Genomic DNA, 18,834 nt, shown 5'->3' on the forward strand with positions numbered 1-18,834 from the left:
CCTGCCGGAGCAGTGACACGCACGTGCGCCGACAGCAATCGGGACTAAGTCAGGATTGCCAGCGTCGCCACAGCCAGGCCTCAATCGAGCCCCGGTGGGTTACATTGTGTCTTTTGTTGAGAAACATTTCGGTCAGATAGCGTCGTTTTGCGTGCTAATCAAGGCAGCTGCATGAAGCAGCGTGTCAACTATACCATCGGAATCTGTTTCGTGTATACCCACGCCGTGGTTATATCCATATGGCACAGTCAGCACAGGACAGCCAGCCGCGCGGGCCGCTTCGGCGTCGTTCGAGGAGTCGCCAATCGCCACCACCTGCGCCGGCGGCAAGTCGAAAAATTCGCAGGCCTTCAGCAAGGGCAGGGGGTGGGGTTTCTTCTTTTCGAAGGAATCGCCGCCGAACAGCACTTCGAAGTAGCCGTCCAGGCCCTTCAGCGCAAGCAGCGGCTCGGCGAATGCCACCGGCTTATTGGTCACGCAGGCCAGGCGCAGCCCGTCCGCACGCATGCGCTCCAGGCCCGCCACCACGTCGGCATATACTTCGCTGTGCCGGCCATTGATGACCAGGTAGTGGCGCTGGTAGGCTTCCATCGCGGCCGGGAAGTGCTGCTCGACGCCGGCATCGTCGTGGTCCAGTGCGAGCACGCGCCGCACCAGGTTCTCCGACCCTTTGCCGACCATCAGTTCGATCTGCGCGACCGTAATGGGCGCCAGCCCCAGTTCTTCGCGCATCAGGTTGATGGCCACTTCGAAGTCCGGCATCGTGTCGAGCATCGTGCCGTCGAGGTCAATGATGGCGGCCCTTACGCCGCGCAGGACCGCCGCCATTCTTACAGCGAAGCCAGTTGGCCGCGCATCGCGTCAATCACGGCCTTGTAGTCAGGCTGGCCGAAGATCGCGGAACCAGCCACGAAGGTGTCGGCGCCGGCTTCTGCCGCGGCCTTGATGTTGTCGATCTTGATGCCGCCGTCGACTTCCAGCATGATGTCGCGGCCGGATTCGTCGATGCGGCGGCGCGCTTCGGCGATCTTCTTCAGCGCCTGCGGGATGAAGGACTGGCCGCCGAAGCCCGGGTTCACCGACATGATCAGGATCATGTCGATCTTGTCCATCACGTGATCCAGGTAGCTCAGTGGGGTGGCAGGATTGAACACCAGGCCAGCCTTGCAGCCGTTGTCGCGGATCAGTTGCAGCGAACGGTCGATGTGGTCGGACGCTTCCGGATGGAAGGTGATGATGTTGGCGCCAGCCTTGGCGAAATCAGGGATGATGCGGTCGACCGGCTTGACCATCAGGTGCACGTCGATCGGCACTTGCACGTGCGGGCGGATCGCCTGGCAGACCAGCGGGCCGACGGTGAGGTTAGGCACGTAGTGGTTGTCCATGACGTCGAAGTGGATGATGTCGGCGCCAGCGGCAACTACGTTGCGAACCTCTTCACCCAGGCGGGCGAAGTCGGCGGACAGGATGCTCGGAGCGATACGGAAAGTGGTCATGGCTGGTCGGCTGAGAAAAAAAGATGCGTTATTTTACGCTGCTGTGCGGACGCTGTCCGATTGCTTGGACTAGAATTGCCCAATTGTTATGAAGGAAACCCTTATGGCCCAGTATGAGTTTGCGGTCGAGGTACGCACGCAGTACCTGCCGGAACAGTCCAATCCGGACCGCACCAATTTCGTGTTCACTTACACGATCACCATCAAGAACACCGGCACCGTGCCGGCCCAGCTGATCTCCCGTCACTGGGTGATCACCGATGCGAACAACCATATTGAAGAAGTACGCGGCCTGGGCGTCGTCGGCCATCAGCCATTGCTGGCGCCGGGCGAGGTGTTCGAGTACACCAGCGGCACGCAGTTGCGCACGCCGCAGGGCTCCATGTATGGGGAATATTTCTGCGTGGCTGAAGACGGCCACCAGTTTGAAACCAAGATTCCTGAATTCGTGCTGTCCTTGCCGCGAACCCTGCACTAGTTACTTCTCGCCGTCCTTCTTCTTTTTGTTGGGCGGCAGCGTCCACCAGACGATGAATACCAGAAGGAAGAGCGCCACCAGCGCTTCAAGCATCAGATAAATCATAGACAACACCTCATGTTTTTGACACGCCGTAGTTTACCCGTTTGCGCCACCGCCGTCGCGTTAGTGCTGGCCGGTTGCGTCACTCCACCACCGCCGCCTGCCAAACCGTCGCAGCCTGCCCCTGTCACGCCGACTGCGCCTGCCACGCCGGCCCAGCCGCCGGTCCAACCCACCGTGCCGGCCGCACCGACCCCGCCTGCCAAAGCGGAATTCATTCCCGCCCGCTTCTCCGACTTGCCGGGCTGGGATCGTGACGACCTGCGCGCTGCATGGCCGGCCTTCATGCTGTCCTGCTCCAAGCTGGCAAGCGGAGCAGACTGGAAGGAACCCTGCGCGATCGCCAAGACCGTGGACGCCAATAGCCAGGCTGCCATCCGCCTGTTCTTTGAATCCTTCTTCGACCCGCACCAAGTGGTCGCGCCGGATGGCAGCAATACCGGCCTGATTACCGGCTATTACGAACCGCTGCTGCGCGGCGCCCGCAAGAAGGGCGGCCCTTACCAGACACCGTTGTACAAGGTGCCGGACGATATGGTCATCATCGATGTCGGCTCGGTCTATCCCGAACTGGCGGGCAAGCGTGTACGCGGCCGCCTGAAAGGCAAGCGCGTCGTGCCCTATCCGGCGCGAGAAGAAATCAGCCGTACGGGCTTGCCGGGCAACGAGCTGCTGTGGGTGGACGATTCGGTCGAGGCCTTCTTCCTGGAAGTGCAGGGTTCCGGCCGTGTGCAACTGCCTGACGGCGATACCGTGCGCGTTGCCTATGCCGACCAGAATGGCCGGCCGTACCAGTCGATCGGCAAATGGCTGGTGCAGAAGGGTGAGCTGACCGCTGAACAAGCCACTGCGCAAGGCATCAAGGCCTGGATCGACGGCCACCCGACGCGCCAGCAGGAGCTGTTCAATGCCAATCCAAGCTACGTCTTCTTCAAGGAAGAAAAGCTGCCCGACCCGAAGGTCGGCCCGAAAGGGACGCTGAACGTGCCGCTGACGCCGCAGCGTTCCGTGGCGATCGACCGCAGCCAGCTTCCGCTGGGAGCCCCGGTCTACCTGAATACCACGCTGCCTGGCGACGATGAGCTGCCGCTGCAAAGGCTGATGCTGGCGCAGGATACCGGCGGCGCCATCAAGGGCGCCATCCGTCTTGACCTGTTCTTCGGCTTTGGTTCGGAAGCTGCCGATTTCGCCGGCCGCATGAAACAGCGCGGCAGTATCTGGGTGCTGTTGCCCAAGCTCGCCCGCTAACGCTTGCCCTGCGCATCGGGCACATTCAGCGCGCGCATGATCTTGCCGATATCGGCAGCATACATGCGCGCGCTTGCCTGGTAGGGAGAGCGGCAGGGAACGGGCAGCGTAGCGCCGTCCTTCAAACCCAGCACCACTTCATGCCGCGCGGCGCATGCCTGCGAGATGGCCGGCAAGGCCTGCATGCCGCCAAACAGCGGCTTTCTCTCGACCTGCACCACTTCCACATCCTGGCGCAAGGTCGTGCACGAAGGCAGGGTATCGACCAGGATGCTGGTGCTGGTGGGCGTCATGCTGCGCTTGCCCTTGCAGTCTTCGCGCACCAGCTTGGTCAGCGCCCGCAGCATCATCGCGTCGGTCTGGCGCTGCGTCGGCGCCACCGGCTTGGCCAACCCTGTCTGATCGAGCACGCGCGACCATTCGTCGCGCATTGCGCCGGAGCCATCCAGCACTGCCGGGAGCACCATTGCCTTGCAGGCCTGGCTTCCGCATTCCATTGCCTGGGCCAGGTCCGGCTTGGCGCCATTGCGAAGCTGGCGGTAAAAGTCGTCGATGCGCGCGACGGCGTCACCCTTGCCCTGGCGTGCCGCCAAGGCGTAAACAAAGGCCGGCAGGCCACATTCGTACTCCAGGCGCGTGCCGCCGATCTCCGCGGGGGAGATAGCATGCCAGCGGCGGTCGTCGGCGATCAGCATGCAGGCGGCGAGAGCATCATCCAGTTCGTTCGCGGCTTCCTGCGGCGTCAACCAGCCTTCGTGCACGGACACCAGCCAGCGCAGGAATTCGCCGATACCCTCGTTGATCAGGCGCGAATCGTCGTAGATGTCCACGGCGTCGCGGATCTGGAAGCGGTGGCTCATTTCATGCGCCACCAGCTTGTTGGCAAGGCGGGATACCTCCGGCGATGGCTCGGCAGGCCAGTTGAACAGCGCCAGATGGAGGATGTCGCCGGCGCTTCCGTCAATATTCGGTCCGCCCGGCTCCTTTGCCATGGTGGCAGCAATGATCGGGCGCCTGAACTGTGCTCCCGGCATGCGGTTGTTCAGCCACTTCGCAGTGCGGTCGGCCCGCTCGCGCAATTGCGTCACAGTGGCGGGCGGCAGCGCCGGATCGTAGTAGTCGAGGCTCGTGCCTGCCGCCGGCAAGCGGGCCGGGAACAGCAGTGCCGGCGCATCGGCGTGGGCAGTTGCGCTTCCTTCGTGCCGCGCCAAACCTGTCAGTATGCTGCCGGGCGCAGCAAAGCGGTAAATCACCGCTCCACAGGCCTCGGTGACAGCATAGTTCGACATATGCGCGTAGATACCTTCGCCGGTAGGGAAGGAACCGGGATATCCCTCGACCTTGTTGGTCGTGGCAGGGATGAGGAAGGCGAGCGCCTTGCAATTGTTGGCGCCGCGCGCCAGTGCGTCACCGCCAGCTTTGCCGCACTCGCCGACAGCTTGCCAGTGCGAGCGTATCTCGGCAGCGCCGGCGCCAGTCTTCAGGAACGGCAGTTGCGTGCAGGCGGCGGGCAGCTCGTAGCTGACTTCCAATGCGTCGGGAGCCGCCAGGCGGACAGTGACGTGTACGTTTTCGGCAGCGGCGCCAGACATCGCCAGTGCCAGCCCTGCCAGTAAGCCGAGGTGCTTCATTCTGACCCTTGATCAAGTTGTGAATTCGATAAATATTACCAAATTCGCAATAAGATCAGGGGTCAGCGTAGAACGAGCACCGGCAAATGCGTATGTGCGAGAACCTTCTGGGTTTCGCTTCCAAGGAATAGTTTATTCAGGCCCTTGCGGCCATGGGACGCCATCAGGATGATGTCGCAATGCCGCTCTTCCGCGGTCTTGACGATGACCTCGTAGGGGTTGATTGCCTCGCCCAGCACGGCATCGCACTCGATGCCGGCTGCGGTGGCTGCCGCAAGCACCTTATCCAGGCCAGCCTGGACATTGCTCCGTACTTCGCGGTCAAAGACGCCGGGGTCTGGCAGCACGGCCGCATCGGCCAAGGGTACGAAGGGGAGGGGCTGGACCACGGAGACCGCAGTGATGCGCGCGCCATGGATCTTTGCGAATTCGATCGCAGTCTGGGTGGCCCGTTCCGAAAGTTGCGAGCCGTCGGTGGGCAGCAAAATCGATTTGAACATGGCAGTTCTCCTGACAAATTCTCCAGTCCAGTGTAGGTCTACCCCGGATTCATCGGCGCGCGCTTCGTGCACAACAGCTACAATTGCCCGATAGCTAACCGACTGGAGGAGAATAAATGGAATACCAGGACCTGCTCGTAGAAGTTCACGACAAAGTGGCGCTGATCCGCCTGAACCGTCCCAAGGCCCTCAACGCCCTGAACGACAATATGATGAATGAGCTGGGCGAGGCTTTCGCCAAGTTCGAAAAAGACCCGGCGATCCACGTGATCGTACTGACCGGCAGCGAAAAGGCCTTTGCCGCCGGCGCAGACATCGCTGCGATGAAGGATTACACCTACCAGGACACCCACCGCGACAACTATATTGGGCGCAACTGGGAGCACATCCTGAAAGTGCGCAAGCCGGTGATCGGCGCCGTGGCCGGCTTCGCGCTGGGTGGCGGTTGCGAACTGGCCATGATGTGCGATTTCCTGGTTGCAGCCGACACCGCCAAGTTCGGCCAGCCTGAAATCAAGGTCGGCGTTACTCCGGGCGCCGGCGGCACCCAGCGCCTGCCGCGCACCATTGGTAAGGCGAAAGCGATGGATATGCTGCTGACCACCCGCATGATCGATGCGGCCGAAGCGGAGCGCATTGGCCTGGTCTCGCGCGTAGTCCCGGCCGACAAGCTGATCGAATCCGTGCTGGAGATCGCCCAGGGCATCGCCCAGATGCCGGTTTCCGTCGCCATGCAAATCAAGGACTGCGTGAACCGCGCCTTTGAGACCACGTTGTCGGAAGGCGTGAATTACGAGCGCCGCCTGTTCCACGCAGGCTTCGGCACGCCGGCCCAGCGCGAAGGCATGTATGCCTTCCTCGAAAAGCGCTTGCCAAACTTCGAGGGGCTTTGATATAGTTCGGTCCCTCGCAACGCAGCGTACTTAACGCAACGAAGCGAGAGAAGAAAAAGAGGGGTTGACGAGTTGCACGCTGTACCGCATAATCTCGCTTCTCTGCTGCTGACAAACACAACGCTTTGTCAACGATAAGGCAGCGATCTTTAAAAATCAACAGTCGATAAGTGTGGGCGTTTGACGATATGCCCGAGCCTTCGGGCTCGATGCTCAAAATATACGTTATAACGCTCGCACAAAATTAAACGTAAATCTCTTTATGAGATTTCGTCAGTATTTTGAGTGAGTGACCTGCCGCAGAAATGCGGCAAAAACAGAGATTGAACTGAAGAGTTTGATCCTGGCTCAGATTGAACGCTGGCGGCATGCTTTACACATGCAAGTCGAACGGCAGCGCGGGCTTCGGCCTGGCGGCGAGTGGCGAACGGGTGAGTAATATATCGGAACGTACCCAAGAGTGGGGGATAACGTAGCGAAAGTTACGCTAATACCGCATACGATCTAAGGATGAAAGCAGGGGACCGCAAGGCCTTGTGCTCCTGGAGCGGCCGATATCTGATTAGCTAGTTGGTGAGGTAAAGGCTCACCAAGGCAACGATCAGTAGCTGGTCTGAGAGGACGACCAGCCACACTGGAACTGAGACACGGTCCAGACTCCTACGGGAGGCAGCAGTGGGGAATTTTGGACAATGGGGGCAACCCTGATCCAGCAATGCCGCGTGAGTGAAGAAGGCCTTCGGGTTGTAAAGCTCTTTTGTCAGGGAAGAAAAGGGTCTGGCTAATATCCAGATCTGCTGACGGTACCTGAAGAATAAGCACCGGCTAACTACGTGCCAGCAGCCGCGGTAATACGTAGGGTGCAAGCGTTAATCGGAATTACTGGGCGTAAAGCGTGCGCAGGCGGTTTCGTAAGTCTGTCGTGAAATCCCCGGGCTTAACCTGGGAATGGCGATGGAGACTGCGAGGCTAGAGTTTGGCAGAGGGGGGTAGAATTCCACGTGTAGCAGTGAAATGCGTAGAGATGTGGAGGAACACCGATGGCGAAGGCAGCCCCCTGGGTCAAAACTGACGCTCATGCACGAAAGCGTGGGGAGCAAACAGGATTAGATACCCTGGTAGTCCACGCCCTAAACGATGTCTACTAGTTGTTGGGTCTTAATTGACTTAGTAACGCAGCTAACGCGTGAAGTAGACCGCCTGGGGAGTACGGTCGCAAGATTAAAACTCAAAGGAATTGACGGGGACCCGCACAAGCGGTGGATGATGTGGATTAATTCGATGCAACGCGAAAAACCTTACCTACCCTTGACATGGCAGGAATCCTGGAGAGATCCGGGAGTGCTCGAAAGAGAACCTGCACACAGGTGCTGCATGGCTGTCGTCAGCTCGTGTCGTGAGATGTTGGGTTAAGTCCCGCAACGAGCGCAACCCTTGTCATTAGTTGCTACGCAAGAGCACTCTAATGAGACTGCCGGTGACAAACCGGAGGAAGGTGGGGATGACGTCAAGTCCTCATGGCCCTTATGGGTAGGGCTTCACACGTCATACAATGGTACATACAGAGGGCCGCCAACCCGCGAGGGGGAGCTAATCCCAGAAAGTGTATCGTAGTCCGGATTGTAGTCTGCAACTCGACTACATGAAGTTGGAATCGCTAGTAATCGCGGATCAGCATGTCGCGGTGAATACGTTCCCGGGTCTTGTACACACCGCCCGTCACACCATGGGAGCGGGTTTTACCAGAAGTAGGTAGCTTAACCGCAAGGAGGGCGCTTACCACGGTAGGATTCGTGACTGGGGTGAAGTCGTAACAAGGTAGCCGTATCGGAAGGTGCGGCTGGATCACCTCCTTTCTAGAGTCGGCATCAGACTCAAACGTTCACACTTATCGACTGTTGTAATACGAAGAACAGCAATGTTGGGGCTGTAGCTCAGCTGGTTAGAGCACCGTGTTGATAACGCGGGGGTCGTTGGTTCGAGCCCAACCAGCCCTACCAAACCAATGGGGGATTAGCTCAGCTGGGAGAGCACCTGCTTTGCAAGCAGGGGGTCGTCGGTTCGATCCCGTCATCCTCCACCAAGTTTTCAAACGTAAGCGTAGCCGCTTAGGTTTGAACGCTTAAATGTTCATCGTTCTTTAACAATCTGGAAGAAGTAAAAGTTTTATTAAGCGATATCGAAAGATATTACTTAGGGTAGTAGTAAAACTCATCAAACACAGTAGTAAGTGCTTGAACCTGTAGCCGTCAAGGTTATAGGGACAAGTGAATAAGTGCACATGGCGGATGCCTTGGCGATTACAGGCGATGAAGGACGTAGAAGTCTGCGATAAGCTTCGGGGAGCTGACAAACAAGCTTTGATCCGAAGATTTCCGAATGGGGAAACCCGGCCTTATAGGTCATCACTCACTGAATACATAGGTGTGTGAAGCGAACGCGGCGAACTGAAACATCTAAGTAGCTGCAGGAAAAGAAATCAACCGAGATTCCCAAAGTAGTGGCGAGCGAAATGGGAAGAGCCTGTACGTGATAGTCGTTTGGATAATGGAACAGATTGGAAACTCTGGCCATAGCGGGTGATAGCCCCGTACATGAAATCCAAGCGGTGGTACTAAGCGTACGACAAGTAGGGCGGGACACGAGAAATCCTGTCTGAACATGGGGGGACCATCCTCCAAGGCTAAATACTCGTAATCGACCGATAGTGAACCAGTACCGTGAGGGAAAGGCGAAAAGAACCCCGGGAGGGGAGTGAAATAGATCCTGAAACCGTGTGCATACAAACAGTCGGAGCCTCGTAAGGGGTGACGGCGTACCTTTTGTATAATGGGTCAGCGACTTACATTCAGTGGCGAGGTTAACCAGATAGGGGAGCCGTAGAGAAATCGAGTCCGAACAGGGCGCCAGTCGCTGGGTGTAGACCCGAAACCAAGTGATCTATCCATGGCCAGGTTGAAGGTGCGGTAACACGCACTGGAGGACCGAACCCACTAATGTTGAAAAATTAGGGGATGAGCTGTGGATAGGGGTGAAAGGCTAAACAAACTTGGAAATAGCTGGTTCTCTCCGAAAACTATTTAGGTAGTGCCTCAAGTATCACCGACGGGGGTAGAGCACTGTTATGGCTAGGGGGTCATCGCGACTTACCAAACCATTGCAAACTCCGAATACCGTTGAGTGCGAGCTTGGGAGACAGACATCGGGTGCTAACGTCCGGTGTCAAGAGGGAAACAACCCAGACCGCCAGCTAAGGTCCCAAAGATTGGCTAAGTGGAAAACGAAGTGGGAAGGCTAAAACAGTCAGGATGTTGGCTTAGAAGCAGCCATCATTTAAAGAAAGCGTAATAGCTCACTGATCGAGTCGTCCTGCGCGGAAGATGTAACGGGGCTAAGCCAGTCACCGAAGCTGCGGATATCCGCAAGGATATGGTAGGAGAGCGTTCTGTAAGCCTGCGAAGGTGTCTTGTAAAGGATGCTGGAGGTATCAGAAGTGCGAATGCTGACATGAGTAGCGATAATGCGGGTGAAAAGCCCGCACGCCGTAAGCCCAAGGTTTCCTGTTCAACGTTCATCGGAGCAGGGTGAGTCGGCCCCTAAGGCGAGGCAGAGATGCGTAGCTGATGGGAAGCAGGTTAATATTCCTGCACCGTCGTATGATGCGATGGGGGGACGGATCGCGGAAGGTTGTCTGCCTGTTGGAATAGGCAGTTTCTGGTTCATAGAAGGCGCTTAGGCAAATCCGGGCGCGTAATTCAAGGGACTGGGACGAGCGAGCTTGCTCGCGAAGCAATCGGAAGTGGTTCCAAGAAAAGCCTCTAAGCTTCAGTCATACGAGACCGTACCGCAAACCGACACAGGTGGGCGAGATGAGTATTCTAAGGCGCTTGAGAGAACTCGGGAGAAGGAACTCGGCAAATTGGTACCGTAACTTCGGGATAAGGTACGCCTCGGTAGCTTGACCACTTTACTGTGGAAGGGCGAAAAGGTTGCAATAAACTGGTGGCTGCGACTGTTTAATAAAAACACAGCACTCTGCAAACACGAAAGTGGACGTATAGGGTGTGACGCCTGCCCGGTGCTGGAAGATTAAATGATGGGGTGCAAGCTCTTGATTGAAGTCCCAGTAAACGGCGGCCGTAACTATAACGGTCCTAAGGTAGCGAAATTCCTTGTCGGGTAAGTTCCGACCTGCACGAATGGCGTAACGATGGCCACACTGTCTCCTCCCGAGACTCAGCGAAGTTGAAGTGTTTGTGATGATGCAATCTACCCGCGGCTAGACGGAAAGACCCCATGAACCTTTACTGTAGCTTTGCATTGGACTTTGAACCAATCTGTGTAGGATAGGTGGGAGGCTTTGAAGTAGGGACGCCAGTTCCTATGGAGCCATCCTTGAAATACCACCCTGGTTTGTTTGAGGTTCTAACCTTGGTCCGTAATCCGGATCGGGGACAGTGCATGGTAGGCAGTTTGACTGGGGCGGTCTCCTCCCAAACGGTAACGGAGGAGTTCGAAGGTACGCTAGGTACGGTCGGACATCGTGCTAATAGTGCAATGGCATAAGCGTGCTTAACTGCGAGACCGACAAGTCGAGCAGGTACGAAAGTAGGACATAGTGATCCGGTGGTTCTGTATGGAAGGGCCATCGCTCAACGGATAAAAGGTACTCTGGGGATAACAGGCTGATTCCTCCCAAGAGTTCATATCGACGGGGGAGTTTGGCACCTCGATGTCGGCTCATCACATCCTGGGGCTGTAGCCGGTCCCAAGGGTATGGCTGTTCGCCATTTAAAGTGGTACGTGAGCTGGGTTTAAAACGTCGTGAGACAGTTTGGTCCCTATCTGCCGTGGGCGTTGGAAATTTGAAGGGGGCTGCTCCTAGTACGAGAGGACCGGAGTGGACGAACCTCTGGTGTACCGGTTGTCACGCCAGTGGCATTGCCGGGTAGCTAAGTTCGGAAGAGATAACCGCTGAAAGCATCTAAGCGGGAAACTTGCCTTAAGATGAGATTTCCCGGAGCCTTGAGCTCCTTGAAGGGTCGTTCGAGACCAGGACGTTGATAGGTCAGGTGTGGAAGTGCAGTAATGCATTAAGCTAACTGATACTAATTGCCCGTACGGCTTGTCCCTATAACCTTGACGGTTATGTAGCACTTACCGTGTTTGAGAACACTACCCCAACTTTACTTCTTCCACGATTGTTGACAAGTCATGCCTGATGACCATAGCAAGTCGGTCCCACCCCTTCCCATCCCGAACAGGACCGTGAAACGACTCTGCGCCGATGATAGTGCTGCAACCAGTGTGAAAGTAGGTTATCGTCAGGCTCTTATTAGAAAAGCCCGCCAGGCATGAATGCCGGCGGGCTTTTTGCTTTTCTACTTCAGGCTCCCGCATGCAGCGTCAGTGTGAACTCGACGCCGCCAGCCACATTGCGCACAGCTACTGTGCCGCCCATCTTGGCCATATAAGTCTTGACGACGAACAGGCCTTGGCCGCGATTGGCGCCTTCTTCCTGGCCCGATACGCCATACTCGAATACCTTGTCGATCAGCGCCGGCGCGATCGAGGCGCCTTTGTTATGGATTGCCAGGCTGGCTGTGCGCTGGTCTGACGTCAACGTCATCGTGATCGGGGTGCCCGGCGTTCGGTGGCGGTTAGCGTTGTTCAAGATGTGGGTCACCACATCTTCCAGCGAATAAGGATCGGCGCGAACCATGGCGGGCGTTCCGCCCTGGTAGCTTACGTCGGCAATGCCGACACAAGGTGCGTTGGCTGCCACATCGCGCAGGAAGGCGTCGAGGTCCAGGGTTTCCAGCTGCAGGGTGGTCGACTGAAATGCCTCGCTGGGTGATGCTTGTCCATAAAGTACACGTACTGCCTGCTGCATGCGGTGAATATAGCGCCCACTTGGGTCATGCTCGCCACCGTGCAGCGCCATCAGCGACTGTAGCGGCGACATGATTTCGTGGCCGACTGCGTGCCACATGTCTCGCTCCTGCTCGGCGCGAATCGCTTCCTTCTCCACGTCCTCGCGCACTCGCCGCAGCAGGTCGTGCAGGCAGTTGGCCAGCACACCCAATTCGTCGCGGCCGCGCAGGTCGGACAAGTCAAATTCATCGAGCGCTCCGGCAGTCTTGACTGAGCGTGCTACTTTGTCGGCGCGTTTGGTCAGGATGCTGATTGGGCGGATGATGCCAGCTTCCACTACAAGCCAAGCCACCAGCAATGCACCAAGGATGGCGCCGACAAACCAGGACACACGGGTGGCCACCACGCTCAAGGTGTCGCTGACGCTGCGCGCATCTCCGCTCAATTCAATTTCGAAATTGCCAAGCGGTGTAGGCACGCTGGCGTGGGTTTGCAGTGCCTTGACGGTGGTGTCGACTGGCAGGTGGCGCACCAGGGTAAGCAGGGCGTGCCAGCTCTGGTCGCCACTGCTGCTGGCTGCCGAAAGGGTCAACACTTCCTTGCCTTGCTCGGTGCGGATGCGCAGGGTTTCACCTGGCAAAAGCAGCGACTGCAGGTCGCGCAGGGAAAACAGCGGCGTGGCCTGGTCGCGTGTCGTGTCCAGCAGCGCAGGGCCATCGCCTGGCGGCAGTACTGCCAAGTCAACGTTGATGTTGGCCAAGTCCGCTGGCGGCCAGGCTGGCCGGGGCTTGGCAAAAAGGGCGTCTTGCAGCACCCCGACCGGCAGCCGGACAGAGAAGAACGTGCTGTGCGCGCAGCCAGGCGTGCCTTCAGGTGCGCAAATCGGGCTTTGCCAGATCCAGCCGCGGAAATCCTTGACCGGACGGGCATGCGGCTGGCCTGCATCGGCCGCTGTGTAGCCGGTCAGGCGGCCGCGTATGCCGCCGTTTGCCGGGTCGCCGGTCTGTTCGAAAGGAGCGATCCAGTGGTACTCCTGGCCACGCAAGCTTACCTTCACGTCGACGCGGTGAGCCCCTTCGATTGACTCTTCGCGTATCGGGTGGGCCGCAAGCAGTGGAGCATGGAAGGTCCCGGCGACGTAGATAAAGCCGCCTGCCCAGGGATTGTTCCCGATGCCGACACAAAGCGTGCCCTTGTCGCTGCGCGGTGCAGCGCAGCCGGCCATGGAGATCGCTTGCTGCACCTTGGCCTGGTCGTCGAAATCCAATGCGGCATAAGGCAACAGTACCGGATGAAGGCCGGGGTTCTGACCCACAGTTGGATTCAGCAGGGCGAGCTGCCCGGTTGGATGGCGCAGCGTAGCGGCGATCTGCTCGCGTGTCTTGTGGAAGGAGTGCTCGTAAGCCTGGTAGCTGAGCTGCTTCTCCTGCTGCAGCACGGATACCGCCAGGCCGACTGTGGCGACTCCCAGTAGCGGAAAGGCCATGCGCAATACGATGCGCAGTCGGTATGGCGTCAGCAGGGAAATGGGGTTCATGCCTGGTCGGTCCAGCGGAAACCGCGCATCGGGATGTTCTCGATGCACTCGAAGTCCGGATCGATTTCGCGGAAGGCGTCGCGAATGGTGCTCACATGCTTGCGGATATTGTCGCGGTTGCGCCCACTTTTCACCACTTCAAACAGGTCTTCGTAGGACACCACCTGGCCGCGCCGCTCGAACAGTGCTGAGAGGATGCGCTGCGCCGTCAGCGGCAGGTTGATGCGTTGTCCGCGCCAGGTGGGCGTGCGCTGGCGCAGCGGATCCATCGCAAGCTCGCTGGCCGGGGCGGCGGGCTTGCTGTCTTTTGCAGCGCGCAGGATCTCCAGGAAGGTTTCGATGAAGTCGGCTTCTTCGAAAGTGGTTTTTTGCAGGTAATCCCAGGCGTCCAGCGCTTTCATGATCGAGCGGTAGATAGCTGCCGGCATGGCCGACACCACCAACACCGGCGTCGCATGGCGCTTGTTGATGGCGTTGATGACGGCGACGCCGGCGTGGCGCTCGCGTCCCAGTTCAATGTCCAGTACCACCAGGTCATAGCGTTCACGGGCGATGGCTGCCTCGGCGTCGTCGCGGTTGAACCACTGGTCGACCTGGATGCCGGGGCGGGCCGCGGCAATCCAGCCGGCAAGCTGGTTGCTGGTGGGGAGATCGTCTTCAATGATGGCTACGCGTGTCATGCAGGAAGTATTACCCAAAAGCCCGGCCGCCGGCGTGAATTTTTCTTCACAGGCCGGAAGGGAGTGGGCAGGCGGCAGCATTGAACGTTCGCGGCCTGCGGCCGGAAGATTGCTGCACCGGCGCGGTGCCGGGCCAACCAACCAGAAAGGCAATCATCATGAACAACCGGATCAGTACGATGCTGCAGGCGATTCGCTCGACGCTCGGCCGTGCTGCCAGCAGCATTCATTTCCCTTCCGGCGCCCGCAAGGGCGTCGTGCTGCTCGCCGTGACCGGCGCCGCCGCTTACGGTTTGTACCAAGTCCCTCCAATGCGCACGGTTGGCCGCGGCGAAGTGGCGGTGCGTACCAACCACCTGACCGGCGATACGTCGATTGTGCGCGAAGGCCTGGCGCTGGACCTGCCCGGCATCCATGAATTGCGCCTGCTGTCGCTGCGCGACCAGACCTATCGCCCGGCTGCTGCCGGCGAGACGCCCTTCCAGTCCGGGGAAGGCCTGTCTCTGGGCCTGGACATGTCCGTGCGCTATGGCCTGGACCAGGCCCGCCTTGAGCAATTCGCATCCAAACTGCCGGCCGATATCTCGCGCGACGTGGTAGCGCCCGATGTCGAAGGCGTGATCTACAAGATACTGACGCGCTACACGGTGCGTGAAATCTTCTCTTCCAAGCGCGCCGAAATCCAGCAGGCCATCGAGGCTGAACTGAAGCCCAAGCTGGCTGCTGACGGCCTTGTGCTGCGCAGCGTCACCATCGGCAAGGTCGTGTTGCCGGAAGACTTCAAGGCCGGCATGGAGAAACTGCTGGCCGAAGAGCTGGCGTCAGAAAAAATGCGCTACACGTTGGAACTGAAAGAAAAGCAGGTGCGCCAGACCGCGCTCGAAGCCGAGGCTGAAAAAGTGGCGCGCGAAAAGGCCGCCGAAGCTGCCGCTTCCGAACAGGTGATCGCCGCCAGGGCCCAGGAAGAAGCCATGCGCCACGTGCTGCCGTTCAAGGAAAAGCAAGTCAAGCAACGTGAACTGGAGGCAGAGGCTGAAAAGACGGCCCGCATCAAGACTTCGGAGGGCAATGCCCAGGCCCGCATCATCGAAGCTGCCGGCGAAGCGGATTCGCGCCGCAAGCTGGCCGACGCCGAAGCCTATCGCCAGGAACTGGTGGGCAAGATCGCCAGCGCCCAGATGGAGCGCGACGGCGAGCTGCTGAGCAAGCATCCGCTGCTGATCCAGAAGACCATGGCCGATAAGCTGTCGGACAAGGTGTCGGTCATCATCGCGCCGCCGCCGGCCGATGGCGGCTTCATTGGCTCGACGCTGGTGGGTGCGCCGAAGACCGCGCACGCCGAGCGTATTGCTGCCACCGCTGGAGAATAAGCATGGCCGCCTCAATGCTTGCCGCCACCCTGGCCTTGGCCATCGTCGCCCAGGACCAACTCCCGCTGCGTGCGGCGCCGCGCGAATCAGCCCAGGCCCAGGCCGTGCTGTGGCAGGGCGACGCGCTGGAAGTGCGCGGCACCCGCGGCGATTTCCTGCAGGTGTACGACCATCGCCGCGAGCGGGCCGGCTATGTGCGCGCGAGCCGCGTGCGGCAAGTCGGCTTGCAGCCTGCTGCCGCGCCGGAGCTGCTGTCGGTGCTGCGCTTCCTGCGCGATACGCCGGGTTCCGAGGCGCTGGGCATCAGCTACGGTGCTGCCTACCTGAAGGCCGCCGCACCGCAAGCCATCGATGCTGAACCGTTTGATGCGATCGGCAGCATGGCGGAGCGGCTGGCGGCGCGTGCTTCTTCCAAACTGGCGCCGCAGGCCGAGACGGCGCTGGCCGCCCACCTGGAAGTGGTGGCCAGCTATGGCGTGGCGATGCGCAGCTACGAGAATGACGGCAAGATGCGGGTCTGCTACGACGGCGACGCTTTTCGCCGCGTGCTGGCGGTCGCCGCCAGTGCCGAGCAACGCTACCGCGCGGCGCTGGCGTTGAGCAACGGCGCCTGCATCGATCCAGCGCTGGGCGTCGTGCAGCGCGCCGAGCATGACCGCTGGCGCGCCGAACTGCTCTCCACGGTGGACCTGGCGCGCCTGCCGGAACACATGAAGAACCGCATCCATATGCGGCGCGCGGCAGTCTGGTCGAGCGTGGCGTTCCAGCGCGCGCGCAAGGGCGAGGATGCGTCGCAGGCAGCCGGCCGCGCGGAGCAGGCGCTGGCGGCAGTCAACAAGTCGGAACTGGCGGACGAAGACAATGCTGCGTATGCGGAAGCCGGCGTGCGGGTCGGCGCGGTGCGCTGGGCGCTGGAACCCACCCCGGCGCCGGCGCAGGGCAAGACGGCGCCCCAGCTGGCAGTGACTTCCGCCGCGGGCCGGCCGGGCGAAACTTGCGTCAGCTTGCAAGGCGGCGGCAAGCAGCTCGCGAGCCGCTGTACCTGGGGTGTGGCGTGGATGGCGTCGGCGCGCGTACATCCGCAAGGCACGGCGTTGGCATTGGCGGTGCAGCCGCTCGATGGCTGGCGCGAAATGTGGCTGTTTCGCCGCCAGGGCGAGAGTTGGGTGATCGACGTGCTGCCGCCGGCCTCCAGCGATCCGGACATCGGCTACGCGGAATTCGCGGGCTGGGTGCCGGGCACCGCCAAGATGCTGGCGGCGCGGGAAGTGCGCGCCGAGGGCAAGTTCCGCCGCAGCTTCGAGCTGCTGGACATGGCCACGCTGGCAACTGAACGCGGCGCCGACAGGCCGGAATCGCTGTCCACTTTCTACAAGTGGCAGGACCCGGCCTGGAAACGCCAGACGGTCAGCCTGCGCTGATTACTGCGGACGGTAAGTCACCTTCAGGTTATAGGTCCCGGCGCTGTAGCCGTTCAACATGACGTAGACGTCGCCATTGGCCGTGACACTGGTGCTGCAGGTCTCGGTCGCAGTGGAGCCGTCCGACTTGCAGCTGTAGCTGCTGGTGGTCGGCAGCGAACCTTTGCGGACATACAGGTCGATGTCGCCGGTGCCAGTGGTTTCAGCCTTGAAGGTGCCAACGCCTGCCTTGAACGGGCCGAAGGTTTTCTTCTGGTTCAGGGTCAGGCTGCCGCTGAAGGTTTCGACCGTGTCCGGCTGAACGATGACAGGACCGTCGCTGCCAAGTTCCACCGCAAAAGCGGCAGCCAGCTTGGCGAACTTCAGCGCATGGTCGGCCTGGTTGCCTGAATTGGCGTAGGTGTCGTTGGACGTATGGATGTAGGGGTTATCTTCACCCATCAGCGTTTCGAACGGTATCGAGGCCGGGAAGCCCTGATTCTGCCAGGAGGCATGGTCGGAGCAAGCGTAACCGCAGGAGCTGTAGCCCACGGTGACGCTCGGCTGGTAGGTCGACATCAGCGAGGCCAGGAATGTGTTCTGCTGGCTGTCCGTGTAGTCGGTGTAGATCCAGACGTCCTTGGCCGAACCGCGGTAGTTGGTCATATCCAGCTGCAGCACGCCGACCACGTTGACGTTGTTGGCCTTGAAGTTCGCCGCGATATCCTTGGAGCCGAGCAGGCCGGCTTCTTCCGCCGCATAACCCATGATCTTGATGGTACGGCGCGGCTTGTAGCCGGCGGCGATCATGGCGCGCACCGCTTCGGTCAGGCTGGCGATGCCGGAAGCGTCATCGTCGGCGCCGGGCGAGCGTGAGGTCTCGCCATTGCCGCTCATGTTGATGCTATCCAGGTGGCCGCCCATGACAATGACTTCGGAAGCATTGTCAGTGCCGTTGATGGTCATGATCACGGACTTCTGGTTATAGCCCGAGTGCGTGTACTGGCTCACGCTGATGTCGCTGCGGCCTGCAGCCATGCTGGTCCACTTCTGCGCCAGCCAGTTGGAGGCATTGGCGCCATTGGTGGTGCGGTAGTAGCGGTTCGCGAAGTTCGACATGTCGATGATAGTCTGCGCAATGTTCGAGGCCTGCATCGTCGGCAGAATCCCGTTGACGGCGGTCTGGTTATCGATGGCGTAGCTTGGGCGGCTGACGGCCAATGCCAGCGGCTGCACGGTGCCTGCCTTGACCAACGCCTGGCGGCCTTCCTCCTCACTGGCATGCACGATGAAACCACCGCAGCGCTTCAATTCCTTGTGGATGGCGGCCGACAGTTTCAGCATGGTTTCTTCGTCGATTTGCACCAGATGGACTTTCTCCTTGCCCTGGCCTTGCTTGCTCTGCTTCGCAACGGCTTGCGGCGCGGCGGCTTGCAACTTGGCGTAAGCGGCGTCGCCGAGGGTAATCCAGGTGGGGGCTGCATTTGCTGCGCTGGCTGCAAAGAGTCCTGCGGCCAGTACGACTGGGGTGAATCTCTTCATGTCTGCTCCTTTGCGCAAAAAAAAAATGCACCCGGGGCGGGTGCATTTGTCAAAAATCTTAGCAGATTATTGGTTTCGCACGA

General features: G+C 59.6%; 12 protein-coding genes, 2 tRNA genes and 3 rRNA genes. 10 read left to right on the forward strand and 7 right to left on the reverse strand.

Translation table 11 applies throughout. The features are described from left to right. Positions 1 to 132: 132 nt before the first annotated feature. On the reverse strand, positions 133 to 828 hold the full coding sequence (locus tag ACN9M3_RS05770; RefSeq protein ID WP_426321132.1) for a phosphoglycolate phosphatase: 696 nt from the start codon (positions 826 to 828) through the stop codon (positions 133 to 135). A 2-nt stretch (positions 829 to 830) separates the two neighbouring features. After that, positions 831 to 1,496, reverse strand: coding sequence for a ribulose-phosphate 3-epimerase (gene rpe / locus ACN9M3_RS05775; protein WP_130315645.1), 666 nt, complete (start codon positions 1,494 to 1,496; stop codon positions 831 to 833). 103 nt (positions 1,497 to 1,599) lie between these two features. Between rpe and apaG the strand changes: the two genes are divergently transcribed. Together apaG and mltA are read left to right on the forward strand one after the other, a co-directional pair. Further along, positions 1,600 to 1,974, forward strand: coding sequence for a Co2+/Mg2+ efflux protein ApaG (gene apaG / locus ACN9M3_RS05780; protein WP_342115459.1), 375 nt, complete (start codon positions 1,600 to 1,602; stop codon positions 1,972 to 1,974). A 117-nt stretch (positions 1,975 to 2,091) separates the two neighbouring features. Continuing rightward, a complete protein-coding gene (gene mltA / locus ACN9M3_RS05785; RefSeq protein ID WP_426321135.1) occupies positions 2,092 to 3,324 on the forward strand; it encodes a murein transglycosylase A in 1,233 nt (410 codons plus the stop codon). Here mltA and ACN9M3_RS05790 read toward each other — a convergent pair. Next, the gene (locus ACN9M3_RS05790) at positions 3,321 to 4,955 is read right to left on the reverse strand and encodes a hypothetical protein (RefSeq protein ID WP_426321137.1); all 1,635 of its coding nucleotides are present in this window, start codon (positions 4,953 to 4,955) and stop codon (positions 3,321 to 3,323) included. The two genes, mltA and ACN9M3_RS05790, sit on opposite strands and share 4 nt — an antisense overlap. A gap of 62 nt (positions 4,956 to 5,017) precedes the next feature. Continuing rightward, a complete protein-coding gene (locus ACN9M3_RS05795) occupies positions 5,018 to 5,455 on the reverse strand; it encodes a universal stress protein (protein WP_426321139.1) in 438 nt (145 codons plus the stop codon). 116 nt (positions 5,456 to 5,571) lie between these two features. Between ACN9M3_RS05795 and ACN9M3_RS05800 the strand changes: the two genes are divergently transcribed. The 6 genes from ACN9M3_RS05800 to rrf all read left to right on the forward strand — a co-directional run bounded on the left by ACN9M3_RS05800 (position 5,572) and on the right by rrf (position 11,678). Beyond that, a complete protein-coding gene (locus ACN9M3_RS05800) occupies positions 5,572 to 6,348 on the forward strand; it encodes an enoyl-CoA hydratase (RefSeq protein WP_426168456.1) in 777 nt (258 codons plus the stop codon). Positions 6,349 to 6,673: 325 nt separating this feature from the next. After that, positions 6,674 to 8,204, forward strand: a 16S ribosomal RNA gene (locus ACN9M3_RS05805). Between the two features lie 67 nt (positions 8,205 to 8,271). Then, positions 8,272 to 8,348, forward strand: a tRNA-Ile gene (locus ACN9M3_RS05810). Between the two features lie 7 nt (positions 8,349 to 8,355). Next, positions 8,356 to 8,431: transfer RNA gene (locus ACN9M3_RS05815), tRNA-Ala, on the forward strand. Positions 8,432 to 8,609: 178 nt separating this feature from the next. Then, a 23S ribosomal RNA gene (locus ACN9M3_RS05820) occupies positions 8,610 to 11,481 on the forward strand. An 84-nt stretch (positions 11,482 to 11,565) separates the two neighbouring features. Next, positions 11,566 to 11,678 (forward strand): 5S ribosomal RNA (gene rrf / locus ACN9M3_RS05825). Together the 16S, 23S and 5S rRNA genes with 2 tRNA genes alongside form the textbook arrangement of a ribosomal RNA operon. A 56-nt stretch (positions 11,679 to 11,734) precedes the next feature. On the opposite strand, the gene ACN9M3_RS05830 is transcribed toward rrf, so the two are convergent. After that, a complete protein-coding gene (locus ACN9M3_RS05830) occupies positions 11,735 to 13,759 on the reverse strand; it encodes a sensor histidine kinase (protein ID WP_426168459.1) in 2,025 nt (674 codons plus the stop codon). Further along, positions 13,756 to 14,439 (reverse strand): response regulator transcription factor, encoded by a 684-nt coding sequence (locus tag ACN9M3_RS05835; protein ID WP_426321141.1) that lies wholly within the window; start codon positions 14,437 to 14,439, stop codon positions 13,756 to 13,758. Before ACN9M3_RS05835 ends, ACN9M3_RS05830 begins: the two co-directional genes overlap by 4 nt. 158 nt (positions 14,440 to 14,597) lie before the next feature. Here ACN9M3_RS05835 and ACN9M3_RS05840 point away from each other — a divergent pair, with 158 nt between their 5' ends. After that, the gene (locus ACN9M3_RS05840) at positions 14,598 to 15,809 is read left to right on the forward strand and encodes an SPFH domain-containing protein (protein ID WP_426321143.1); all 1,212 of its coding nucleotides are present in this window, start codon (positions 14,598 to 14,600) and stop codon (positions 15,807 to 15,809) included. A 2-nt stretch (positions 15,810 to 15,811) separates the two neighbouring features. Then, entirely contained in the window at positions 15,812 to 17,230 is a 1,419-nt protein-coding gene (locus ACN9M3_RS05845) for a hypothetical protein (RefSeq protein WP_426321145.1), read from the forward strand. On the opposite strand, the gene ACN9M3_RS05850 is transcribed toward ACN9M3_RS05845, so the two are convergent. Next, the gene (locus ACN9M3_RS05850) at positions 17,231 to 18,751 is read right to left on the reverse strand and encodes a M20/M25/M40 family metallo-hydrolase (RefSeq protein WP_426168470.1); all 1,521 of its coding nucleotides are present in this window, start codon (positions 18,749 to 18,751) and stop codon (positions 17,231 to 17,233) included. Positions 18,752 to 18,834 lie beyond the last annotated feature (83 nt).

Origin of the sequence: Pseudoduganella sp. R-43 (genome assembly GCF_049913255.1) — a bacterium.
In the GTDB taxonomy this organism is placed as follows: domain Bacteria; phylum Pseudomonadota; class Gammaproteobacteria; order Burkholderiales; family Burkholderiaceae_D; genus Rugamonas.

Coding starts and splice junctions, on each gene's coding strand:
- ACN9M3_RS05770 (WP_426321132.1), bottom strand. CDS start 828: ATGGCGGCGGTCCTGCGCGGCGTAAGGGCCGCCATCATTGACCTCGAC.
- rpe (WP_130315645.1), bottom strand. CDS start 1,496: ATGACCACTTTCCGTATCGCTCCGAGCATCCTGTCCGCCGACTTCGCC.
- apaG (WP_342115459.1), top strand. CDS start 1,600: ATGGCCCAGTATGAGTTTGCGGTCGAGGTACGCACGCAGTACCTGCCG.
- mltA (WP_426321135.1), top strand. CDS start 2,092: ATGTTTTTGACACGCCGTAGTTTACCCGTTTGCGCCACCGCCGTCGCG.
- ACN9M3_RS05790 (WP_426321137.1), bottom strand. CDS start 4,955: ATGAAGCACCTCGGCTTACTGGCAGGGCTGGCACTGGCGATGTCTGGC.
- ACN9M3_RS05795 (WP_426321139.1), bottom strand. CDS start 5,455: ATGTTCAAATCGATTTTGCTGCCCACCGACGGCTCGCAACTTTCGGAA.
- ACN9M3_RS05800 (WP_426168456.1), top strand. CDS start 5,572: ATGGAATACCAGGACCTGCTCGTAGAAGTTCACGACAAAGTGGCGCTG.
- ACN9M3_RS05830 (WP_426168459.1), bottom strand. CDS start 13,759: ATGAACCCCATTTCCCTGCTGACGCCATACCGACTGCGCATCGTATTG.
- ACN9M3_RS05835 (WP_426321141.1), bottom strand. CDS start 14,439: ATGACACGCGTAGCCATCATTGAAGACGATCTCCCCACCAGCAACCAG.
- ACN9M3_RS05840 (WP_426321143.1), top strand. CDS start 14,598: ATGAACAACCGGATCAGTACGATGCTGCAGGCGATTCGCTCGACGCTC.
- ACN9M3_RS05845 (WP_426321145.1), top strand. CDS start 15,812: ATGGCCGCCTCAATGCTTGCCGCCACCCTGGCCTTGGCCATCGTCGCC.
- ACN9M3_RS05850 (WP_426168470.1), bottom strand. CDS start 18,751: ATGAAGAGATTCACCCCAGTCGTACTGGCCGCAGGACTCTTTGCAGCC.